The sequence below is a fragment of the Acetobacter tropicalis genome (genome assembly GCF_030644465.1).
In the GTDB taxonomy this organism is placed as follows: domain Bacteria; phylum Pseudomonadota; class Alphaproteobacteria; order Acetobacterales; family Acetobacteraceae; genus Acetobacter; species Acetobacter tropicalis.
In genome coordinates this window covers 522,560-542,749 of sequence record NZ_JAUYUW010000001.1, presented here as the reverse complement: position 1 = coordinate 542,749, position 20,190 = coordinate 522,560, and the positions used below count along the sequence as shown (strand labels likewise).

Below are 20,190 nucleotides of genomic sequence, written 5' to 3'. Positions count from 1 at the left end.
TGTAAACTTGCGTTGTGTGCAACAGGCAGGGACGGCAGATTTCAAAAACACAGGGGTTTTGTGTGTCATCAGGCCGCTCTGCGTGTGACATAAGTCACACATCCTTCAGGTTATTTCAGACCAGAGTTGCTTCAAACGGAGGTCTGAATCCGGGGGCTTCAAGTTCCAGCACCCAGATATCCGGATCAAAACGTGTCTGGCGTTCAATATAGAGGGCCGTTTCTTCTGGCGTAAGCGGTGTTTCACCTGATGCACGAAGCCACGCGGCCTCGCCTTCTGCTGTTCTTGTCTGGCTGAGAACAACAGTAGAGCCATCCCGTTCCTGCAAAAGGACTAAAATACTTCCAGCATCCGGGTCTCCCTTGCGCAGCAGCATGGCGGAGCGCCCATCCTGCGCGCTCTGGCGCAGGATGGCGCGTGCCACAAAATCAGAACGCAGGCGGGAACTGGTCATTCGCGTATCGTAGTGGGCATGGCGGCGGGGTCATCGGGTATGGCGGAAAGGGCCGTGGCGTACCACGCCTTGTTTTCCAGTAAGGAACGCGCCACCGTCAGGTCCCGATCGCTGCCCAATGCGGCCGGGCAGGCCTTGCGGATAGTCAGAATGCGCGAGACCGGCAGCGGAAAACGCGCCGCGCGGGAGGCCTGCACGGCAGGCTGGTTATCAAGCTGGCCATGGGCAAGGTCATGCATCTGGCGTGTGCTGTCCGCTTCACCAAGACTGGTGCAGATCTGCGGCATGACACCCAGCCCCTGCAACGGCCAATGCAGCGGCGCGATCACGCGGCTCCATGTCACAAACAACTCCCCTTCATCAGGCAACTGCGCCACGGTCTGCACCAGCCCTTTGCCCAGTGTAGAGCTGCCGATTACAACCGCACGCTTGTGGTCGGCCAAGGCGGCAGCCAGAATTTCGGCGGCACTTGCCGTTCGCCCATCCACCAGAATGGCAATAGGGAGACCGTTCGTCATGTCTCCACCCTGAACAGCCCAGATATGGTTGGCTTGCGCGTCTCGCCCATCGGTGACGGCCGCCACGCCGCGGTCCAGCAGCAGGGCGGCGGCGGTTACAGCCTGTTGCAGCACGCCGCCCCGGTTGCCGCGCAGATCAATAATCAGCCCCTTCAGGCCGGGGTCTTGCGTGGCCTGATCCAGATACTGGCTCATTTCCTCGGCTGTATCAGAGGAAAATGCCGTTACGCGCAGCACCACCAGAGATCCGCTGGCGAAGGCGAACACGGTTTCTGGCGGCACTTTGGCGCGGTGTAGTACAACCGTATGTCCCCTGCGCCGCCCGGGCGAGAGCAACCGCAATGTGACGCGGGAATCTTCCTCACCACGCAACCAGTTGGTGACGGTCTCTACTGATTGCCCCGCCGTCAGCCGGTTATTGACCGCCAGAAGTTTGTCCCCGGTATCTACCTCAGCCGACCATGCGGGTCCGTTGGCATTGACGGCGGAAATGACGATATCCCGTCCCTTGCGGGCCAGCGTGATACCGGCATCCGCTTCTCCTCCTACGCGGGCCTCGCGGTCCGTTGTGGCGGAGGACGGGCCGATATAGCGGGAGTAGGGGTCCAGATGGTTGAACAGTTCATCAAAAAAAGCTTGCACCAGTTCTTCCCGTGTGGCGGTGCGCACACCTTCTGAATGGTCACGGGCTGCGGCCATGAAATCCACCGCAAGTTGAGCCCATGCCTCATCGTTTTGGGCGGCGGGGGCAGGGCGCGTGAGCAGGGGTGTCTGTCCGGACAGCAGGCGGATATCAGCGCCTCGGGAATCGAGGGCCAGCGTGGGATCCAGTGCGGTCAGGCTTCCAAGCCCCCATAGTGCGAAGTCTCGGCTGGAATGCTGTTCAAGTGTGCGCGGGCCAAGGAACTCCAGCGCGGTCGCAATCACGGAATGCACAAGCGGCATATCCAGCGGGGGCGCGGCGGGAGGGGGCTGAACAGCATCAGGCAAGGCGGAAGCCGCCTGCTTCGGCGGGGCCTCCGTCCCGGCTCCGGCTTCCGGCTGGACGGCATGTGCGTCTTCCTGCGTGTTGGCCGCACTTGTTACCGTGGTGTTGGAAGGGCCTGAAGAAGAGGCTGCCTGTGCCGCACTGGCAGCGGCTGGTGCCGTCGGCGCTTGTGCAGGTTGGGCGGCTTTCTGTGCATCCGGCTGAGCGGAGGGGAGTGTGTCTGGCCGGGGGGGAGTGTTGCCTGACTGTGCTTTAAGCGGCACGGGTTGGCACACCAGTAATGTGGCAATCAGAACACAGGGCAGCACCCGGCGTATGGGTGGCACAAGGCGTAAGGCTGCTTCAGCGCGCATTGCGGGCAAGAGCCAGATCAAGCGTGCCTTGCGCCGGATTGGTTGAGATCAGGACAACAGGCACCACAGCGCCCACCTGAAGCGCGGCTTCAGAGGGTAAGCTTGTGCATGGGGTAGGCGAGTCGTCATTCATCCGTAATTCATCCGGCAAGGCGCTTGAAAAAAGGAAAGACGGAGTTCCGGTTTTCGTCAATGTCACGGTAGCGCCGGTCCGTGTTGTTCCGGTTACACGTGCATGCAGGATCTGGCCGATAAAAGGCCGCAAGAAGAGGGCTGCTAACCGATTATAGCACGCTTGTGTGGCAGAAGAAGCACGGCGCTCTGCAAGATGCAGATGCCCGGCCAGAGCATGCGCCGCACGAGTTGAAAGGGTGTCTGATTCGCTACCGGTCTGCGGCGTGGTGTTAAACGGCTCCAGTGTTGCCAGTAGGGCGCGGTGATTCACCAGATCCGCATATCGGCGGATGGGGCTGGTGAAATGGGTATAACAGGCAAGCCTCAGCCCATCATGCCACGCAGGGCGCGGGGCATAGCGCGCCATCTGGCGACACAGCCCCATAGTGTGGGATGGTGCCGGATGCACCCGGAACAGCCCCGGGGCCATGCGGCGGTCCAGTTCCTCCGCGGCAAAGCCGTTTGCTGCAATCATGAAACTGGCCACAAGCTCATGTGCAGGCAGTCGCTGCCGGGGGGTAAAGGCGGTGGGGAGGTCTTGGGCGTCCAGTGTGACCACAAACTCCTCTTCTGGCGTGACGTCCGCCGCCTGAGGTGACTGCGTCTGCCGCAAGGCTTGGGCGGCGGCCATAAGGGTTGGCAGCAGATCTGGCGGGAGAGAAGAAGAGGCGTCTGACCCGGCGGGCAGGGGAGACGATGAGGAAGAGGCTGGCTGAGGAGAAGGCTCAAGGGCTGCCTGCACGGCCTGATAGGTCAGGCGTGCGGCGCTGCGCATCAAACCTCGTCCTAACGTGCCTGATATCCGTTGCCCTTGGGGCGTGATCTGCAGATCAATATAAACACACAGCCGGTCTTCTCCCGGTTTGAGCGAGCACAGCCCAGCAGAAAGCGCCAGCGGCAACATGGGCACCACCTGCCCGGGCAGATAGACCGAATTGCCCCGATTTCTGGCTTCCTGATCCAGTGCCGAACCAGGACGGACATAATGGGCGACATCCGCAATGGCGATGAGGATGTGAAAACCATCATCCGTGCGTTCCGCCCAGATGGCGTCATCAAAGTCCTGCGCCGTTTCCTCATCAATCGTGACAAGCGGAATGCTGCGCAGATCCCGGCGACCAGATGGGTGAGCCGGTAACTTGCGCGGAATATCAGGGGTAGAGGACGTGGTGCCTGTGCCTGTGCCTGTGCCTGTGCCTGTGCCTGTGCCTGTGCCTGTGCCTGTGAAGGTGGAGGCTGCGGCCTCTGCATCAACGGGACGGGATGCCAGAAGATGCGCTTCTGTCTCCGCTTCCGGTGAGAACGCGGTGGGCATGGGGTGCGTAAGAACAGCGAGTCGGGCGGCCATGCCCGGCGCATCCACAGGCCCCAGAACGGAGCGGATATGGGCTTCCGGTGGCTTTCCGGCCTGCTGTGGCCGCATTTCAGCCAGTACCACCGTATCAGGCGCAAGAGGTTCAGAAACGGTGTGAAGCACCAGATCGAATCGGCGATCACATGGGACGAGCCTGATTGTTTGTTGGCTCCGCCCCGACGTATCAAGGGAGGGGGCAATGGCTGATTCTTGCTGCGCCGTTTGGAGGGCGGCAAGGCTTCCGCCATCTGAAGTGCGAGGCGGGTGGGTATGCGTTTGGGCTTCTTTACCCGGCTGTGTGGAAGCTGCCTGCACGGTTGCGGGAAAACAGCGTGGAGCGGCGGAAATCAGGCGCAGGGGGCGCCCTTCCCGTCTGCCGCGCAGGGAGAGGCGAGGCCGCAAGCGGGCAATGACCTCATCGCCCGGGAGAAGCAATGTGCCATCTGGCAGGGTTGCTGTCAGTAGAATGGAGGTGCCGGGATGATCGGGCTGAGAGGCGTAAGCCTGCCCGTCTGATCGGAGGCGGGTCAGGGTTGCCCGCACGGTTTCAGGCAGACCAGTCACGCCTTTCAGGCGACCCGGTGGCAGGCAGGCCAGATCACCCGCCAGCGCCATATCATGCAGCGTTGCACGGAGGGCCGCCTTCAGGCGCGCAGGCAAGCCGAGCGCCCGCAGAATGTCCGTAGGCCCTACGGGAGCGCTGCCTGCTTCCAGAAACTGGCGAATGACCTCATGCCCGGGCAGGGCCGAGGCCCCGATGCCCTTGGGCATGATGGGCTACTCCGCCTTTTTCTTCCGTGTGGTGGTGGCGCGTGGTTTTTTGGGCGCTGCTTTCTTCTCCTTGGCAGGAGCAGCCTCACCCTCAGCGGTTTTTGCTGTCTTTTTGGTGGCGGTTTTTTTCGGTGCGGCCTTGGTGGTGCTTTTGGCTGCGGTCTTCTTCTTGGCCGCCCCCCCTTTGGCTTTCAGGGGTTTGCCTTTTTCAGCCAGTAACGCCACTGCCTCATCCAGCGTAACGGCGTCCATATCCGTGCCACGGGGAAGGGTCGCAACAATCTGTCCATGCTGCACATAGGGGCCAAACCGGCCCTTGCGCACCATAACGGGTTCCTGATCCTTGGGGTGGTTGCCCAGCGTACGGATGGAGGCCAGTTTTTTGGCCAGCGCATCCACAGCCCGGTTCAGGCCGATGGTCAGAACATCATCGTCCTTATCCAGAGACCCATAGACCGCGCCCATTTTCACAAACGGGCCAAAGCGCCCCAGTCCGGCCTGAATGGGTTCTCCTGTTTCAGGATGAATGCCAACCAGACGTGGCAGCGAGAGCAAGCCCACGGCCTGATCAAGCGTGACCTTTTCTCCATCCAGCCCTTTGGGCAGGGAGGCACGCTTGGGTTTGGCTTTCTTGTCCTCCGGGTCTGGTTCACCCTGCTGCACATACAGGCCCCATGGGCCCTGACGCACGGTGATATCCTCGCCCGTTTCGGGGTGTTGACCCAGAACGCGCATACCGTCCTTCAGCGCGCTGCTGCCGTCACCGTCTTCTGCACTGTCAGCAGAAAGGCGGCGGGTGTACTGGCACTCAGGATAGTTGGAGCAGCCAATGAACGCGCCATAACGCCCCAGCTTCAGCCCAAGTCGCCCCGTGCCGCAGGCCGTGCAGTGGCGTGGGTCAGACCCGTCCGGGCGCGGCGGGAAGAAGAACGGGCCAAGATCCTGATCCAGTGCGTTCAGCACATCGGTGATGGTCAGTTCCTTGGTGTCATCTACCGCCTTGGAGAAATCGTGCCAGAAGGAGGCCAGAACCTGCTTCCATTCCGCACGGCCGCCAGAAATATCATCCAGCAGTTCTTCAAGGCTGGCGGTGAACTTGGTGTCCACATAGCGTTCAAAGAACGAGACAAGAAACGCCGTGACCAACCGCCCGCGGGCTTCCGGCACAAAGCGCCGGTTTTCCAGCGTGACGTAATTGCGGTCACGCAGCACGGTGAGAATGGAAGCGTAAGTGGAAGGGCGGCCAATGCCGATTTCTTCCATTTTCTTGACCAGCGAGGCTTCCGAGAAACGCGGCGGCGGCTGCGTGAAATGCTGATCGGCCTTTACATCCTCACGCTTGAGCGGGTCACGCTCCTGCATGGGGGGCAGCATGCGGGATTCATCATCCGCCGGTTTGTCACTGTCATCCCGCCCTTCCGTATAAAGGCGCAGGAAGCCATCAAACGTAATGATGGAGCCATTGGCGCGCAGCACGGTTTTGCCGGAGGGGCCTGCAATATCCACCGCAACCTGATCAAGGGCTGCGGATTCCATCTGGCTGGCCACCGCGCGTTTCCAGATCAGTTCATACAGGCGGCGCTGGTCCTGCGTCAGGTGGGAGGCAACGGAGGACGGCGTACGGAAGACATCCGTCGGGCGAATGGCTTCATGCGCTTCCTGCGCGTTTTTGGCTTTGGATGTGTAATGGCGCGGCTGCGCCGGAACGTAGTTTTCACCAATATGCTTGCCAATGTGGGAGCGAATGGCCCCGATGGCTTCTCCAGCCATCTGCACACCATCGGTTCGCATATAGGTGATCAGACCAACGGTTTCTCCGCCCAGATCAATGCCTTCATAAAGCTGCTGGGCTGTGCGCATGGTAACCTGCGCACCCATGCCCAGCTTGCGGGAGGCTTCCTGCTGCAAGGTGGAGGTAGTGAAAGGCGGCTGCGGATTACGCCGCACCTTCCGCCGCTCAACAGATTTGACGGATAGGTTTTCGGCTTCCACAGCCTTGCGGGCAGCTTCGGCAAGTTCGGCGTTGGCCAGATCAAACTGGTCAAGCTTCTTGCCGTCCAGATGTGTCAGCCGGGCTGTAAATGGTGCACCAGAAGGCGTGGTGAGGGATGCGGTAACGGTCCAGTATTCACGCGGCTGGAAAACTTCAATTTCCGCCTCACGCTCGCAGATCAGCCGCAGGGCGACGGACTGCACGCGGCCCGCACTGCGGGAGCCCGGCAGCTTGCGCCACAGTACGGGAGAAAGCGTGAACCCCACCAGATAATCCAGCGCGCGGCGGGCCAGATAGGCTTCGATCAACGGGAAATCGAGCTCACGCGGGTGCGCCATAGCGTATTTGATGGCGCTTTTGGTGATCTCGTTGAAGGTGACGCGCTGCACCTCCACCCCTTTCAGGGCTTTCTTTTCTTCCAGCATGGACCGGACGTGCCAGGAAATAGCCTCGCCTTCACGGTCCGGGTCAGTGGCCAGATAGAGGTGCTTGGCGCCCCGCAAAGCCTTGATGATGGCGGCAACCTGCTTGGTGCCACGCTCATCAGACTGCCAGGACATGGCAAAGCCTTCGTCCGGGCGCACGGAACCATCTTTGGGCGGCAAATCGCGTACATGCCCAAAGGAGGCCAGCACGGTGTAGCCATCGCCAAGATATTTGTTGATCGTTTTCGCCTTTGCGGGCGACTCGACCACCACAACGTCAGTCATACTCTCTCCGACCTGCCGGAAGCAGCACTTGATCAGCCGTCTTTTCCATGCGGTGCTGCCAGAACAATCCGCCCACCGGGGAGGGAGTCTACGCAGCCGGAAAGCTCAAGTTCCGTGAGCACGGTCAAGACAGTGGAAGCTGAGAACTGGCAGTGCCTAACAAGATCGTCAACCGGTATGGGCGTAAAGGAGAGAAGATCAAGCACTTTTTCCCGCACGTTTTCGGGGCTGACTGGTGCCCCGCCGGAGCGTTCTGCTGGTGCGGGAAGAGGCAGGGAAAATGCGCTTTGAATGGCGGATTTGTTCTGCTTTTGTGCAGTTGATCCCTTTTTTACACTCCCTTCCTGCACCGGGTCGGGTTGCGTGGGGAAGAGGGGAGGGTTTTTTTCAGGGCATGCAGGAATGGCGGGCAGATTGGGCAGGATATCCGCTACGCTTTCGGTCAGAATGGCACCCTGGCGCAGCAGATTGTTGCTGCCTCGGCAGCGCGAATCAAGCGGTGAGCCGGGCACGGCAAACAGTTCGCGGCCATAATCCACAACCAGCCGAGCAGTAATCAGGGTGCCGGAATGGGACGCAGCCTCCACCACAACACAGCCTAGCCCCAGCCCAGCAATCAGGCGGTTGCGGCGTGGAAAATGGCGGGCCGTGGGTGTGGTGCCTAAGGGCGCTTCTGTAACCAGCACACCTTTTTCTGCAATTTCAGCATGAAGGGCGGCATTTTCACGGGGGTAGGGGCAGTCCAGCCCGCCCGCAATGGCGGCAATGGTCAGGCCGTGCCGGTGTAACGCCCCCATATGGGCCGCACGATCTATGCCGCGCGCTAATCCGGAAATAACCACCAGCCCAGCTTCAGCCAGTTCGGTGGCCAGACTTTCCGCCAGTCTGACGCCGTGGGCCGAGGCATTCCGTGCGCCTACCAGCCCCACCCCCGGTTTGTTCAGGCAGGAGGCATCTCCCAACACACTGATAACAGGCGGTGCATCAGGACAGGCGCGCAGCAAGGGAGAGTAAGTGGCGTCGAGCAGAGTCAGAAACTGGCCCCCTATTTTCAGGGTGGCGTCTATTTCCGCCTCAATGTGCGCGGGTGATGGAGGGATAAGTTGAGTGCGCCCGTTGCGGGCGGGCAGATGGGGCAGGGCGTCCAGCGCTGCTTCCGGGGTTTGGTAGCGTTCCACCAGCCGCCGCCATGTGCGCGGCCCTACCGAATCGGTCCGGGCCAGGCGCAGGCAGGCGGCCAGAGAGGTCATACGCGCGCCGTCATTTCTGTTTTGGCGCAACCCGTGGTTCGGTGCCGTTCAGAATACGGCCAATGTTGGCGTGATGCCGCGCCAGCACCAGAATGCTGATCAGCAACGTAGCCATGGGCTTGGGGGATGCCTGAAAGCTGAACCCATAAAGCGCCCAGTTTACCACCGGCATGACAATAAAGGCGGCAATGGCTCCGGCAGAGGAAATGCGGGTAAGCCGTGCAATGCCCAGCCACGCAGCGCAACCCGCCAGCCCCGTGAGCGGAGAAAGGGCGAGCATGGCGCCCAACCCGGTTGCGACGCCTTTGCCGCCCTTGAACCCAAGGAAAATGGGATAACAATGGCCCACAACCACCGCCAATGCGGTGACGGAGGTAATGCGGTCTGCAAAGTCTGGCGGGGTCATGATCCATGCGATCAGAACCGCCAGAAGTCCCTTGGCGGCATCCAACCCCAGCGTGGCGGCGGCAAGGTCCTTGCGGCCTGTGCGCAGCACGTTGGTGGCCCCGATATTGCCAGACCCGATTTTGCGCAGATCCCCCGCACCGGCCAGATTGGTCAGGATCAGCCCAAAGGGAACGCTTCCCAGCACGTACCCCAGGAAAGCCATGGCAGCCATAAGCCACAGCGCGTAGGACGGCAGGGTTTCCATCATGCGCTGGTAGCCTCATACACGCGCCGCCCGGCTTTCCATGTGCCGAGAACACGGCCTTCCAGTGGGCGGCCATCGAACGGTGTGTTCTGGGCCCGGCCCGGTAATTTACCCGCTGCCACCAGCCAGCTTTGTTCCGGTGCAAACAGGCACAGATCAGCCGCGGCCCCTTTGGCGAGGGTGCCAGCCGAGGTGCCAAGCAGAGCGGCAGGCTTGTGGGTCAGAAGGGCAATGGCCTGCGGAAGGGTGAGTGTGCCATCATGAACGCGGGCCAGTGTTACGCCCAGCAGGGTCACCATGCCGGTGCCGCCTGTTGCGGCCTGCGCAAAAGGTAGCCGCTTATCATCCGCATCGCGCGGCAGATGGTCGGACGCTATGGCGTCAATGGTGCCATCGGCCAACGCAGCGCAGATTGCTAAGCGGTCTTCTTCCGCCCGCAGAGGGGGCGAGAACTTGGCGTAGGTGCGGAAGTCACCAATCGCGTTTTCGTTCAGGTCAAAATAAGGAGGGGCGGTGTCACACGTCACATTCAGGCCGCGCGCCTTGGCCTGACGGATCAGGTTTACGCCTTCCCCGGTCGAGACATGACCAAAATGCAACCGTCCGCCCGTCAGTTCCGCCAGACGGATATCACGGGCAATCATGATGGCTTCCGCCACCGGGGGGATACCGGGCAGACCAAGGCGGGTGGCCAGTTCTCCCGCCGTGGCGCAGCCGGAACCGGCCAGAGAAGGCTCTTCCGGGTGCTGCACCACCATGGCTCCGAACCCGCCAGCATAAGACAGCGCCAGCCGCATCAGTTTGGCGGGGTCTATGGCACGGGCGCCATCGGTAAAGGCCACGGCTCCGGCTTCATGCAGCAGGCCGATTTCCGCCAGTTCCTGCCCCTTGCAGCCTTTGGTCAGTGCGCCGTAGGGCAGAATGGTAATGGCGCCGGTTTCCTCCCCACGGGTGCGGAGCAGACGCACCAGTGCGGGGTTATCAATGGCGGGCTCGCAGGTTGGCAGAATGGCAATGGTGGTGATGCCGCCAGCCGAGGCCGCACGGGCGGCAGAGGCGATGGTTTCACGATATTCGTGGCCGGGCTCACCAATTTCAACGCGCATGTCCACAAGGCCGGGGCACAGAACCGCGCCCTGACCATTGATAACCTGCGCGTCTTCAGGCGTGCCTTCGGCTCCGGCTTTGTCCGTGGCGTCAACAACGCCATCGCGGACCAGCAGGCGGCCGGGTTCATCCAGCCCGGAGGAAGGGTCCAGAAGGCGGACGTTTTCAAAAAGAAGGGTGCTCATACGGAGTGCCTGCTGCGGGTCAGCCGATCAAGCACGGCCATACGCACGGCCACGCCCATTTCAACCTGTTCCTGAATCACGCTCTGGTCTGAATCAGCGACCTGACTGTCAATTTCCACACCCCGGTTCATGGGGCCGGGGTGCATGACCAGTGCCTTGGGTTTGGCCAGCGCCAGCCGCCGGTTATCCAGCCCGTAGAAACGGAAATATTCACGCGCGCTGGGAATAAGGCCGGAAGACATGCGTTCGCGTTGCAGGCGTAGCATCATCACCACATCCACACCGCGCAGGCCTTCTTCCATGGTGTGGAAAATATCCACCCCCAGATGGCGGATGGCCCCCGGCACCAAAGTAGGCGGGCCGACCACGCGCACACGGCTGCCCATGGTGGTGAGCAGATGGATATTGGAGCGCGCCACGCGGGAATGGGCGACATCGCCGCAGATGGCTACCGTCAGCCCTGCCAGATGGCCGCAATGACGGCGGATGGTCAGGGCATCCAGCAATGCCTGTGTAGGGTGCTCGTGCGTGCCATCACCCGCGTTTACCACACATGCTTCCACCTTCTGCGCCAGCAGGGCCGGTGCGCCCGACTGCGCATGCCGTACCACCAGCAGATCCGCCTGCATGGCATTGAGGGTGGCCGCAGTGTCCAGCAGCGTTTCGCCCTTGTTTACGGAAGACTGCGCCACGGACATGTTGATCACATCCGCGCCCAGCCGCTTGCCCGCAAGCTCGAAGGAGGTACGGGTGCGGGTGCTGTCTTCAAAAAACAGGTTGATCAGCGTGCGGCCCCGCAGCACATCGCGCGGGACCTTGCGGGAGCGGTTCAGCAGGGCATAGCTTTCGGCCAGATCAAGCAACGGCTCGATCTGATTGGGCGTCATGCCTTCCAGTCCGAGCAGATGCTGTGTGTGACGGCCGGAAAAGCTAGCCATTGAGCACGGCTCCGATACGGGCCAGCGTTTCATCCTTGCCAAGGGCAAAGAGGGTCGCGTCGATCCCCGGTGAGGTGTTGGACCCGGTTACGGCAGCGCGAAGCGGCTGCGCAACCTGCCCCAGCTTATGGCCTTCACGCTCGGCAAAGTGGCGCAGGGCGGCGTCAATTTCTTCCGGTGTGAAGTCCGGCACGGCGGCCAGTTCACGCGCCAGACCATCCAGAATGGTGCGGGCTTCCGGTGTCAGCAGTTTTTCCGCCTTGGCGTTGAAGGGCAGCGGGACATGGCGGCCAAGGAAGGCAGCACTGTCCGCCAGTTCAACCAGCGTGCGTGCGCGTTCCTTCAGGCCGGGCATCAGGGCCAGCACACGGGCGCGGGTGGTCTCGTCCGTTGCAACGCCGTCCACAGCTTTCAGGCGGTCCATCACATCATTGGTCAGGCGGTCATCATCGGCCTGACGCAGCCATACAGCGTTGATGTGCAGCAGCTTGGCGTAATCCATGCGGGAGGGGGAGCGACCGACGCCGTCCAGATCAAACAGCTTGATCTGTTCCTCACGGGAGAGGATTTCCGCATCGCCATGGCCCCAGCCCAGACGCAGCAGGTAGTTGCACAGGGCTTCCGGCAGATAGCCTTCATCGCGGAATTCCACCACGGACTGCGCGCCGTGCCGTTTGGACAGCTTGGCTCCATCCGGCCCATGAATAAGCGGCAGATGGGCAAAGCGGGGCAGATCCCAGCCCATGGCGCGGTAGATCATGGCCTGACGGAAGGTATTGGTCAGATGGTCATCGCCACGAATCACGTGCGTAATGTCCATGTCATGATCATCCACCACCACGGCATGCTGGTAGGTGGGGGTGCCGTCGGAGCGCAGGATGATCATGTCATCCAGTTCCGCATTGGCAACGCGCACTTCGCCCTGCACCAGATCTTCAATCACGGTTTCCCCTTCACGCGGGGCCTTGATGCGCACGGCGTAGGGGGCTCCGGCTGGAGCTTCTGAGGGATCACGGTCACGCCACATGCCATTATAGCGTGGGGGTTTGCCATTTTTCATGGCGTCCTCACGCATCTGCTTCAGCTCTTCAGGCGTGCAGTAGCATTTGTAGGCCAGACCTTTTTCCAGTAGCTCCAGCGCCACTTCCGTATGGCGGGGTTGGCGGGTGGACTGGAAAACGGGTTCTTCATCCGCCGTAATGCCCATCCAGGCCAGCCCGTCAAAAATAACGTCTACTGCCTGTTGGGTGGAACGCTCACGGTCGGTATCCTCGATACGCAGGAGGAACTCGCCGCCGTGATGACGGGCAAAGAGAAAATTGAACAGGGCCGCGCGGGCGTTGCCGATATGCAGCAGGCCTGTCGGACTCGGGGCAAAACGTGTGCGGATTTTCGTCATGAGGCGCTTCCTTATCACGCACGGGCGCGGGGAGCCATATGGTCTTGAGCGTTCCGGTGCGTCAGTCTGCGCACGTGGCCTGCCCGGAGGGTGCATGGCTGTTCCGGGTGCTGGCTTCATGCCGCACAGGGCACTGATGCCGGATGCTCCGTTTTGAAGGAGGCCTCCCTGCGCAAAACAATCGTGTTCCTCAAAAGTGATCTTCTTACCGCCGTGACGGCCCTTTTGCTGGCGGAGCAGAGGCGGCTGGTGCTGTGGGTGCCTGTTGGCATGGCGCTGGGCGTAGCGGGGTATTTCGGGTTGCGGCAGGAGCCTTCCGTATGGGGTGGGGTCGCTTTGCCCATGCTCTGCATTGGGGCGGCTTTGTTGGGGCTGTGGCGCGGCTGGCAGAGTGTGTGGGGGCGCATAGTGGCGGGTGGCTGCCTCGCGGTTGCTGTGGGGTTTCTGGCGGCATGGCTTTCAACGCATCGGCATTTGCCCATGCCGGAACTGCCGCGTCGGGCTGTGGAGATAACGGGCACGGTGCAGAGTATGGCCGCAGTAGCGGGGCGGGATGGCGCTGTGCCTGGCCGCATGGTTGTGCTGGCGAACGCCCGGTTCGAGACCCCGCTGGATGCGGACATGCTGCCCCTGAAGCGCACCCTGCGCGTGAAACTGAAGCCCGACGATATGGGGGATCTGGCCCCCGGTGATGAAGTGTGGGTGCGGGTCATGCTGATGCCGCCGCCGTTTCCTGCATTCCCCGGCGGGAGAGACCTTCAGCGGGAGGCATGGTTTGCCAACAGCGCCGGGTATGGCCGGGCTTTGAATCCGGTTGAGCGTCTCAGTGTATCCTCTCGTCAGAGAGGCTGGATTGTCACGGTTCTCGAACCTTTGCGGGAAACGCTGGATACCCGTATTCGTGCGGTGCTGCCGGGAGCCGTGGGAGCGGTGGCCTCCACCGTGCTGACGGGAGAAAGCGCCAGTGTGCCGCGCGCTGTGCGGGAGGATTTTGCAGCGTCTGGTCTGGCGCATCTTCTGGCTGTGGCGGGGCTGCATCTGGGCTTGGTGATGGGCTTGCTGATGGGGCTTTTCCGGCTTGGGTTCGCCCTGTGGGAATGGGCTGCCCTGCGTTGGCCCTGCAAGGCACTGTCCGCTTTGCTGGCGTTGGTGGGCGGGGCCGGATACGCCATGCTGACCGGGCTGCATCTGCCCGTCATCCGCAGTTTGATCATGGCGTCAATCGCTGTGCTGGGCATAGCAGTGGGCAGGCGCGTTGTGTCTATGCGGGGGCTGGCTTTGGCTGCCACGCTTCTGCTGCCGATCATGCCGGAGGAACTGCTGGGCGTGGCGTTCCAGATGTCCTTCGCCGCCGTTATGGCGCTTGTTGCCGGTTATGAGGCTCTGGGGCCATGGTTTGCCGGGTATCGGGCGCGGGCAACGGGTATGGCGCACTGGCTGGTATGCCATCTCATCGCGCTGGCGCTCACCAGCCTGCTGGCCGGGCTGGCAACGTTGCCCATCGTTATGGCGCATTTTGGCCAGATCCAGCCTTTTTTTGTGCTCGCCAATTTGCTGGCCGTGCCCCTGATGGCGGTGTGGATCATGCCGCTCGGGCTGCTGGCCCTGCTGCTGATGCCGCTTCATCTGGAAGCGATGGCACTGACCCCCATGGGGTGGGGAGTAGACCTGGTGCTTTCCATGGCGCATGGGGTTGCCCGATTGCCTGCCGCACGGATGAGCGTGCCGCACATGCCCACATGGGGGCTTGGGGCCGTGTTGCTGGGGCTCTGCTGGCTGTGTTTATGGCGGCAGCGCTGGCGATTGTGGGGCGTGGTGCCTGTAGCGCTAGGTATGCTCTCCCCATTATTGCTGGTTCAGCCGGATGTTCTGATCAGCCCGGACGGTGGGCTGATGGCGGTGCGGGATGGCGGCCATCTGCTGGTTGCTGGTCGTTCGCGGGATTCCGCGGCTGTGCAGGCCGCATGGGCGCAGGCTTTTGCGCGTGTGCCTGAACCGTTTCCTGTAAAGGGGCAGACCCCTGACGGTGTGCTCAGTTGTGGGGAAGATGGAGATCTGGATATCTGTTTTGTCAGCAAAAACGGGCGAATGGCGTTGCTGCGGGTCGTGGATAAAACCGATGGCATGGCGCGTCTGACTGACGCTCTGTGCGCTGACATGGATGTGGTGATCAGCAGCGCGCCCCTGCGCGACTCCTGCCCCAATGCGCGCAGGCTGGATCGCTTCTCCGCATGGCGGGAAGGAGCGCAGGCTGTGTATCTGGAAAAGCATGGCGTGCGCGTCGTGACAGATCGCGCCGTGCGGGGCGCACGCCCTTGGGTGATGAAACCCGGAGGGCACGGCATGCCCAACCTGCCCCTTGCGCCTTCTGAATAAGGGAAGGAGGGGCGCAAGGGGGTGGGCGGAATGGCTTGCTTTTTTGAAAACCAGAAGGCTTTCTGAAGGCAGGCGGAGGCTTAGTCTTTCACGGTGTCAAACGCATCCAGCGCGCGGCTGGAATAGACAAGGGCCGCTCCGGCGTTCAGGGCCACGGCTACGCCCAGCGCCTCGGCAATTTCTTCCTTGCTGGCGCCTGCTTTTTTGGCCGCAACCGTATGGACGGAAATGCAGCCGTCACACCGGGTTGTTACAGCCACGGCAAGTGAGATCAGTTCCCGCGTCTTGTCGTCCAGGTGTTTGTGTTCTGGCGCAACCGTTTCCAGCTTCTGCAAGCCTTCCAGCGTGTTGGGAGAAAGCTTTGCCAGCACTTTTACGCTCTGACCCAGATGGGCGCGATAGGCATTCCAGTCGGTCACAATGATGCACTCCTGCTTTTGTGAAAATAACAGGCTAGACTGCATCAGAACGGGCAGAGTCTGTCACGACACGGTTAGGAGAGCCTTACGCTCTTGCGGAGCAGTCCGCCCCCCAGCTATCGGCGTAAGGTATGAACGATATGAGCATGAATAAGGCCTCGGCTTTGTCAGGGCAGGGGCCTCTGGCGGTTTATCAGCAGCGTATCGCTGCGGGTGAACTGAAGAGCGATCCGGATCAGGCCCGCGTTATCAAGCGGCTGGACCAGTTGTGGCATGAGCTGAGCACCATGCAGCCTCCGCCGCCCCCACCCAAGGGGCTGCTGGCCGGGCTTGCGCGCCGTATCAAGCCGCCGCCACCGCCCCAGCGCCCACGCGGGCTGTATATTGTGGGCCGGGTGGGCCGTGGCAAAACCATGGTGATGGACCTGTTCTACAGTTGCGCGCCGGTCAAACTGAAGGAACGCATCCATTTTCTGCGTTTCATGCAGGATGTGCACCAGAAGCTGCATGACCTTAAAGCCGCCAACCCGGGCATGACGGACCCCATCCCGCCACTGGCCAAGGCGCTTGCCGCCCGTGCTCATCTTTTGTGCTTTGACGAATTTCAGGTGAATGACATTGCGGACGCCATGATTCTGGGGCGTCTGTTCGAGGCCCTGTTTGCCGATGGTGTGGTGATCGTTGCCACGTCCAACACGGAACCGGGTGAGTTGTTTCAGAACCGCCCGGGTGCTGATGCGTTCAAGCCCTTTATCGCCATCATCAAGCGTGAGCTGGACACCGTGGAGCTTGATTCGCCACGGGATTACCGGCGTGGTCGCCAGCAGGACCGCGAGACATGGATCGTGCCTGCCGATGCACAGGCAAAAGCCCGATTGGACGAGATTTTTGCCCGCTACGCGGAGGGCGAGCAGCCCAAACCTGTCACGCTGGAGTTCAGTGGCCGCACGTTTGAGGTGGATCAGGCAGCAGGCCCGGTGGCGCGCTTTGATTTCAACTCTTTGTGTGGAAAACCACGCGGCCCGAATGACTATCTGGCCCTGGCGAAACAGTTCACGGTGCTGGTCATAGATGACATTCCCAAAATGGGACAGGACGAAGCCAACCTCGCCCGCCGCTTCATAACGTTGATTGACGCCTTGTACGACAACGGAAATCTGCTTTTTGCCTCGGCTGCCGCTACCCCGGACCAGTTGTTCACAACGGGGGAAGGGGCGGATGCCTTTGCCCGTACGGCATCACGTCTTGCTGAGATGAGTAGTGAAAGCTGGCTGGAGCAGGGTGCCAAGGCAGCACAGGCGGCGCATCGGCTCTCTAGAGCGTGACAGCCGGCTCTCTTGTTCCTGCCGCAGGCGCGGTCTAGCAAAATCACAGTGCGGCTGGCGGAGAGAGACCTCCAGCCGAAGAAAAACGAATGTGAGGGCAGGAATGGGAAACGAACCGATACCCACAGGTAGCGCACCATCTTCCTTTCTGCCCGGACAGGGGAAGGCAGGGCATCCTGCACACAGGTGTGGGATGAAAAAAACAATGTTCCGCGTTTTGTTCGGGAATGACACAACAACTGGCTGCCAGCACAGGGTTGGCCGGCAGCAGGGAGGAGTCTGACATGGCGGCTTCAGATGTGCTTGTCACAGCGCTGAATGGCGCAAATATCGCTTATCTGGCAGATCTGTATGCCCGGTGGGCAAAAGACCACAAAAGCGTTGATCCATCCTTTGATACGCTTTTTGGTTCTCTGGAAGATGAAGAAGCCGCCGTTCTGAAGGACGCCGTTGGCGCATCATGGGCACCACGGCCTTCCATCATCACGGGTGAGGAAAAGGCTGCTCCGGCAAAAGGCGCCAAAGGTGCTGCCGCTGGTGGGCTGGCCGCTGAAGACAGTCTGGCCATTGCCCGTCTGGTGCGTGCGTTCCGTGAATATGGTCACCTTGAAGCCAAGCTGGACCCGTTGGGGCTGAAAGAGCCGACAGCACGGGAAGAGCTGGACCCGGCAGCATACGGATTTGCTGAAAAAGATCTGGACCGCGAAGTTTATATCGGTTCCCTGCTTTCTCCGCTGCTGGACGGTCCTTCCGCCAAGGTGAGTGACGTTGTGGACGCCCTGCGTGGTGTCTATTGCCACAGCATTGGTGCGGAATTCATGTATGCCCGCAACCATGAACAGCGCGAATGGCTGCGCAAGCGGCTTGAAGGCGATAACTGGCAATCCAGCGTGACGGTGGATGAGCAGAAAGCCATTCTGAAAAACCTGACGGAAGCAGAAGGGTTTGAAACCTTCTGTCAGAAGCGGTACGTGGGCGCCAAGCGCTTCGGGCTGGAAGGTGGGGAAATCTCCATTCCGTCCCTGCATGCCATTATTGATCAGGCCGCCGCGCAGGGTGTCTCCTCAGTCACCATCGGGATGGCGCATCGTGGGCGTCTGAACACGTTGGTGAACGTGGTGCGTAAACCCTACGTTGCCATTTTCAATGAATTTGCCGGTGGGTCTTTCAAGCCGGACGATGTTGCTGGCTCTGGGGACGTGAAATACCATCTTGGCTCTTCCACTGATGTGGAAGTGGGTGGTCATTCCGTTCATATCGCCCTGCAGCCCAATCCGTCTCATCTTGAAGCGGTTGATCCTGTGGTATGCGGCAAGGTGCGCGCCATTCAGGATGATGCCGGAGATACGGAAAACCGGTCTGGCCATATGGGGATCATCATTCACGGTGATGCTGCCTTTGCCGGGCAGGGCGTGGTGTATGAAACCCTCTCCATGTCCCAGCTTAAGGGATACCGCACAGGCGGCACCATCCATATGGTGGTGAACAATCAGGTTGGGTTCACTACCAACCCTGAAAATGGACATTCCGGCATTTATGGCACGGATGTTGCCAAATCAATTGAAGCCCCGGTGCTGCATGTGAACGGTGATGATGCCGAGGCGGTGATTTACGTCTCCCGCCTGGCACAGGATTACCGGCAGGCTTTTGCCAGTGACATCATTCTGGATATCGTCTGCTATCGCCGCCACGGGCATAACGAAACGGATGAACCCGCCTTCACCCAGCCGGTGATGTACAAGGCCATTGCGGCGCACGAAACCCCGCATACCCTGTATTCCAAAAAGCTGGTGGCTGCCGGAGTGGTTTCTCAGGATGAAGTGCAGGCCCAGTGGGATGCCTTCTTCAACAAGCTGGATGAAGACTACAAAGCGGCGCAGTCCTACAAGGTGAACAAGGCGGACTGGCTTGAAGGTGGCTGGTCCGGTCTGATTGCGCCCACAACGGGCAAGGTGGAAGCCGCTTATCCGGAAACCGGCATGGCGCTTGATAAGCTGCGTAAAATTGGCGCTGCTATCTCCAAGGTTCCCGATGATTTTGATCTGAACTCCAAGATCGCCCGTCAGCTCAAGGCCAAGGCCAAGATGTTTGACACGGGTGAAGGGTTTGACTGGGCAACCGGTGAAGCAATGGGCTTTGGCTCGCTGCTGCTGGAAAACCATCGTGTTCGTCTTTCTGGGGAAGACTGCCAGCGCGGCACGTTCAGCCAGCGTCACGCAACCCTGATTGATCAGACCAACCAGTCTCAATACACGCCGCTGAATCATATCCAGGATGATCAGGCGAAAATTGAAATCTGGAACTCCTTCCTTTCAGAATATGGTGTTCTGGGCTTTGAGTATGGGTATTCCCTGCGCAACCCCAAAACGCTGGTGCTGTGGGAAGCCCAGTTTGGTGATTTTGCCAACTGTGCACAGGTGATTATCGATCAGTTCATTGCCTCGGGTGAAACCAAGTGGCTGCGGATGTCCGGTCTGGTCATGCTGCTGCCGCATGGATACGAAGGGCAGGGGCCGGAACATTCTTCCGCCCGTCTGGAACGGTATTTGCAGCTTTGTGCAGAAGACAACATGTTTGTCTGCAATATCACCACGCCTGCCAATTACTTCCATGCCCTGCGCCGCCAGTTGAAGCTGGATTACCGCAAGCCGTTGATCCTGATGGAGCCGAAATCTCTGCTGCGTCACAAACTGGCTGTGTCTGAACTGTCCGATTTCGGACCCGGCACGCGCTTCCAGCCGGTGCTGGGTGAGATTGATGCGCTGGGCCCGGATGCAGATATTGATCGCGTGGTGATCTGCTCGGGCAAGGTCTATTATGATCTGCTGGCCGAACGCCGTGAAAAAGAACTGAAAAACGTTGCCATTATCCGGCTTGAACAGCTCTATCCGTTCCCGGAAAGCGCGCTGGCTGAAGAGCTGAAGCGCTACCCGAAAGCCCAGATCATCTGGTGCCAGGAAGAAACGGAAAATGGTGGGGCCTGGCATTTTGCAGACCGCCGGATTGAAAAGGCACTGGTCGCGGCAAAACATCAGGCTGGCCGCCCGCAATATGTGGGCCGTGCCGCAGCAGCCAGCCCGGCAACGGGGCTTGCGCGCATTCATGCCGCAGAGCAGGCTGATCTGGTTGAAAGGGCCCTGGGTTTGAAGAAAACGGACTGAAACACACCGTCTGGGAAGGCCGCCCGCCCCGGTGAGGGCGGGCATGAACAAGCCGGTAAGGGT

The 20,190-nt window shown here is 60.7% G+C and carries 14 protein-coding genes; 4 read left to right on the top strand and 10 right to left on the bottom strand.

The window, feature by feature from the left end; translation table 11 throughout:
- Window positions 1-115 precede the first annotated feature (115 nt).
- Genes QWU00_RS02400 through gltX form a run of 9 tightly spaced genes read right to left on the bottom strand, consistent with a single transcriptional unit; the run spans window position 116 to window position 12,846 of the window.
- Window positions 116-454: a DUF1491 family protein gene (locus QWU00_RS02400; RefSeq protein ID WP_035379364.1), complete on the bottom strand. Its 339-nt coding sequence runs from the start codon at window positions 452-454 to the stop codon at window positions 116-118.
- The gene (locus tag QWU00_RS02395; RefSeq protein ID WP_035379363.1) at window positions 451-2,313 is read right to left on the bottom strand and encodes a S41 family peptidase; all 1,863 of its coding nucleotides are present in this window, start codon (window positions 2,311-2,313) and stop codon (window positions 451-453) included. Before QWU00_RS02395 ends, QWU00_RS02400 begins: the two co-directional genes overlap by 4 nt.
- Window positions 2,303-4,612, bottom strand: coding sequence for an RNB domain-containing ribonuclease (locus tag QWU00_RS02390; protein WP_035379362.1), 2,310 nt, complete (start codon window positions 4,610-4,612; stop codon window positions 2,303-2,305). The genes QWU00_RS02395 and QWU00_RS02390 overlap by 11 nt, the downstream gene beginning before the upstream one ends.
- A gap of 6 nt (window positions 4,613-4,618) precedes the next feature.
- Window positions 4,619-7,315 carry a type I DNA topoisomerase gene (gene topA / locus QWU00_RS02385; protein ID WP_035379360.1) on the bottom strand — a complete coding sequence of 899 codons (2,697 nt, stop codon included), beginning with the start codon at window positions 7,313-7,315 and terminating at the stop codon, window positions 4,619-4,621.
- 32 nt (window positions 7,316-7,347) lie between these two features.
- The gene (gene dprA, locus QWU00_RS02380; RefSeq protein ID WP_035379358.1) at window positions 7,348-8,565 is read right to left on the bottom strand and encodes a DNA-processing protein DprA; all 1,218 of its coding nucleotides are present in this window, start codon (window positions 8,563-8,565) and stop codon (window positions 7,348-7,350) included.
- Window positions 8,566-8,575: 10 nt separating this feature from the next.
- A complete protein-coding gene (gene plsY, locus QWU00_RS02375; protein ID WP_081939022.1) occupies window positions 8,576-9,217 on the bottom strand; it encodes a glycerol-3-phosphate 1-O-acyltransferase PlsY in 642 nt (213 codons plus the stop codon).
- Complete coding sequence (locus tag QWU00_RS02370; protein ID WP_035379353.1) at window positions 9,217-10,509, bottom strand: dihydroorotase; 1,293 nt, start codon at window positions 10,507-10,509, stop codon at window positions 9,217-9,219. The genes plsY and QWU00_RS02370 overlap by 1 nt, the downstream gene beginning before the upstream one ends.
- The gene (locus QWU00_RS02365; protein WP_035379351.1) at window positions 10,506-11,447 is read right to left on the bottom strand and encodes an aspartate carbamoyltransferase catalytic subunit; all 942 of its coding nucleotides are present in this window, start codon (window positions 11,445-11,447) and stop codon (window positions 10,506-10,508) included. Before QWU00_RS02365 ends, QWU00_RS02370 begins: the two co-directional genes overlap by 4 nt.
- Window positions 11,440-12,846, bottom strand: coding sequence for a glutamate--tRNA ligase (gene gltX, locus QWU00_RS02360; protein WP_035379349.1), 1,407 nt, complete (start codon window positions 12,844-12,846; stop codon window positions 11,440-11,442). Before gltX ends, QWU00_RS02365 begins: the two co-directional genes overlap by 8 nt.
- On the opposite strand from gltX, the gene QWU00_RS02355 reads away from it, so the two are divergent.
- Entirely contained in the window at window positions 12,845-13,003 is a 159-nt protein-coding gene (locus QWU00_RS02355) for a hypothetical protein (RefSeq protein WP_156105407.1), read from the top strand. The genes gltX and QWU00_RS02355 overlap by 2 nt on opposite strands.
- Window positions 13,000-15,222: a ComEC/Rec2 family competence protein gene (locus tag QWU00_RS02350; RefSeq protein WP_081939013.1), complete on the top strand. Its 2,223-nt coding sequence runs from the start codon at window positions 13,000-13,002 to the stop codon at window positions 15,220-15,222. The genes QWU00_RS02355 and QWU00_RS02350 overlap by 4 nt, the downstream gene beginning before the upstream one ends.
- A gap of 80 nt (window positions 15,223-15,302) precedes the next feature.
- Here QWU00_RS02350 and QWU00_RS02345 read toward each other — a convergent pair whose 3' ends face one another.
- The gene (locus tag QWU00_RS02345; protein ID WP_035379348.1) at window positions 15,303-15,641 is read right to left on the bottom strand and encodes a carboxymuconolactone decarboxylase family protein; all 339 of its coding nucleotides are present in this window, start codon (window positions 15,639-15,641) and stop codon (window positions 15,303-15,305) included.
- Between the two features lie 131 nt (window positions 15,642-15,772).
- Between QWU00_RS02345 and zapE the strand changes: the two genes are divergently transcribed.
- Together zapE and QWU00_RS02335 are read left to right on the top strand one after the other, a co-directional pair.
- Complete coding sequence (zapE, locus tag QWU00_RS02340; RefSeq protein WP_035379346.1) at window positions 15,773-16,966, top strand: cell division protein ZapE; 1,194 nt, start codon at window positions 15,773-15,775, stop codon at window positions 16,964-16,966.
- A gap of 284 nt (window positions 16,967-17,250) precedes the next feature.
- The gene (locus QWU00_RS02335; protein WP_035379481.1) at window positions 17,251-20,127 is read left to right on the top strand and encodes a 2-oxoglutarate dehydrogenase E1 component; all 2,877 of its coding nucleotides are present in this window, start codon (window positions 17,251-17,253) and stop codon (window positions 20,125-20,127) included.
- Window positions 20,128-20,190 lie beyond the last annotated feature (63 nt).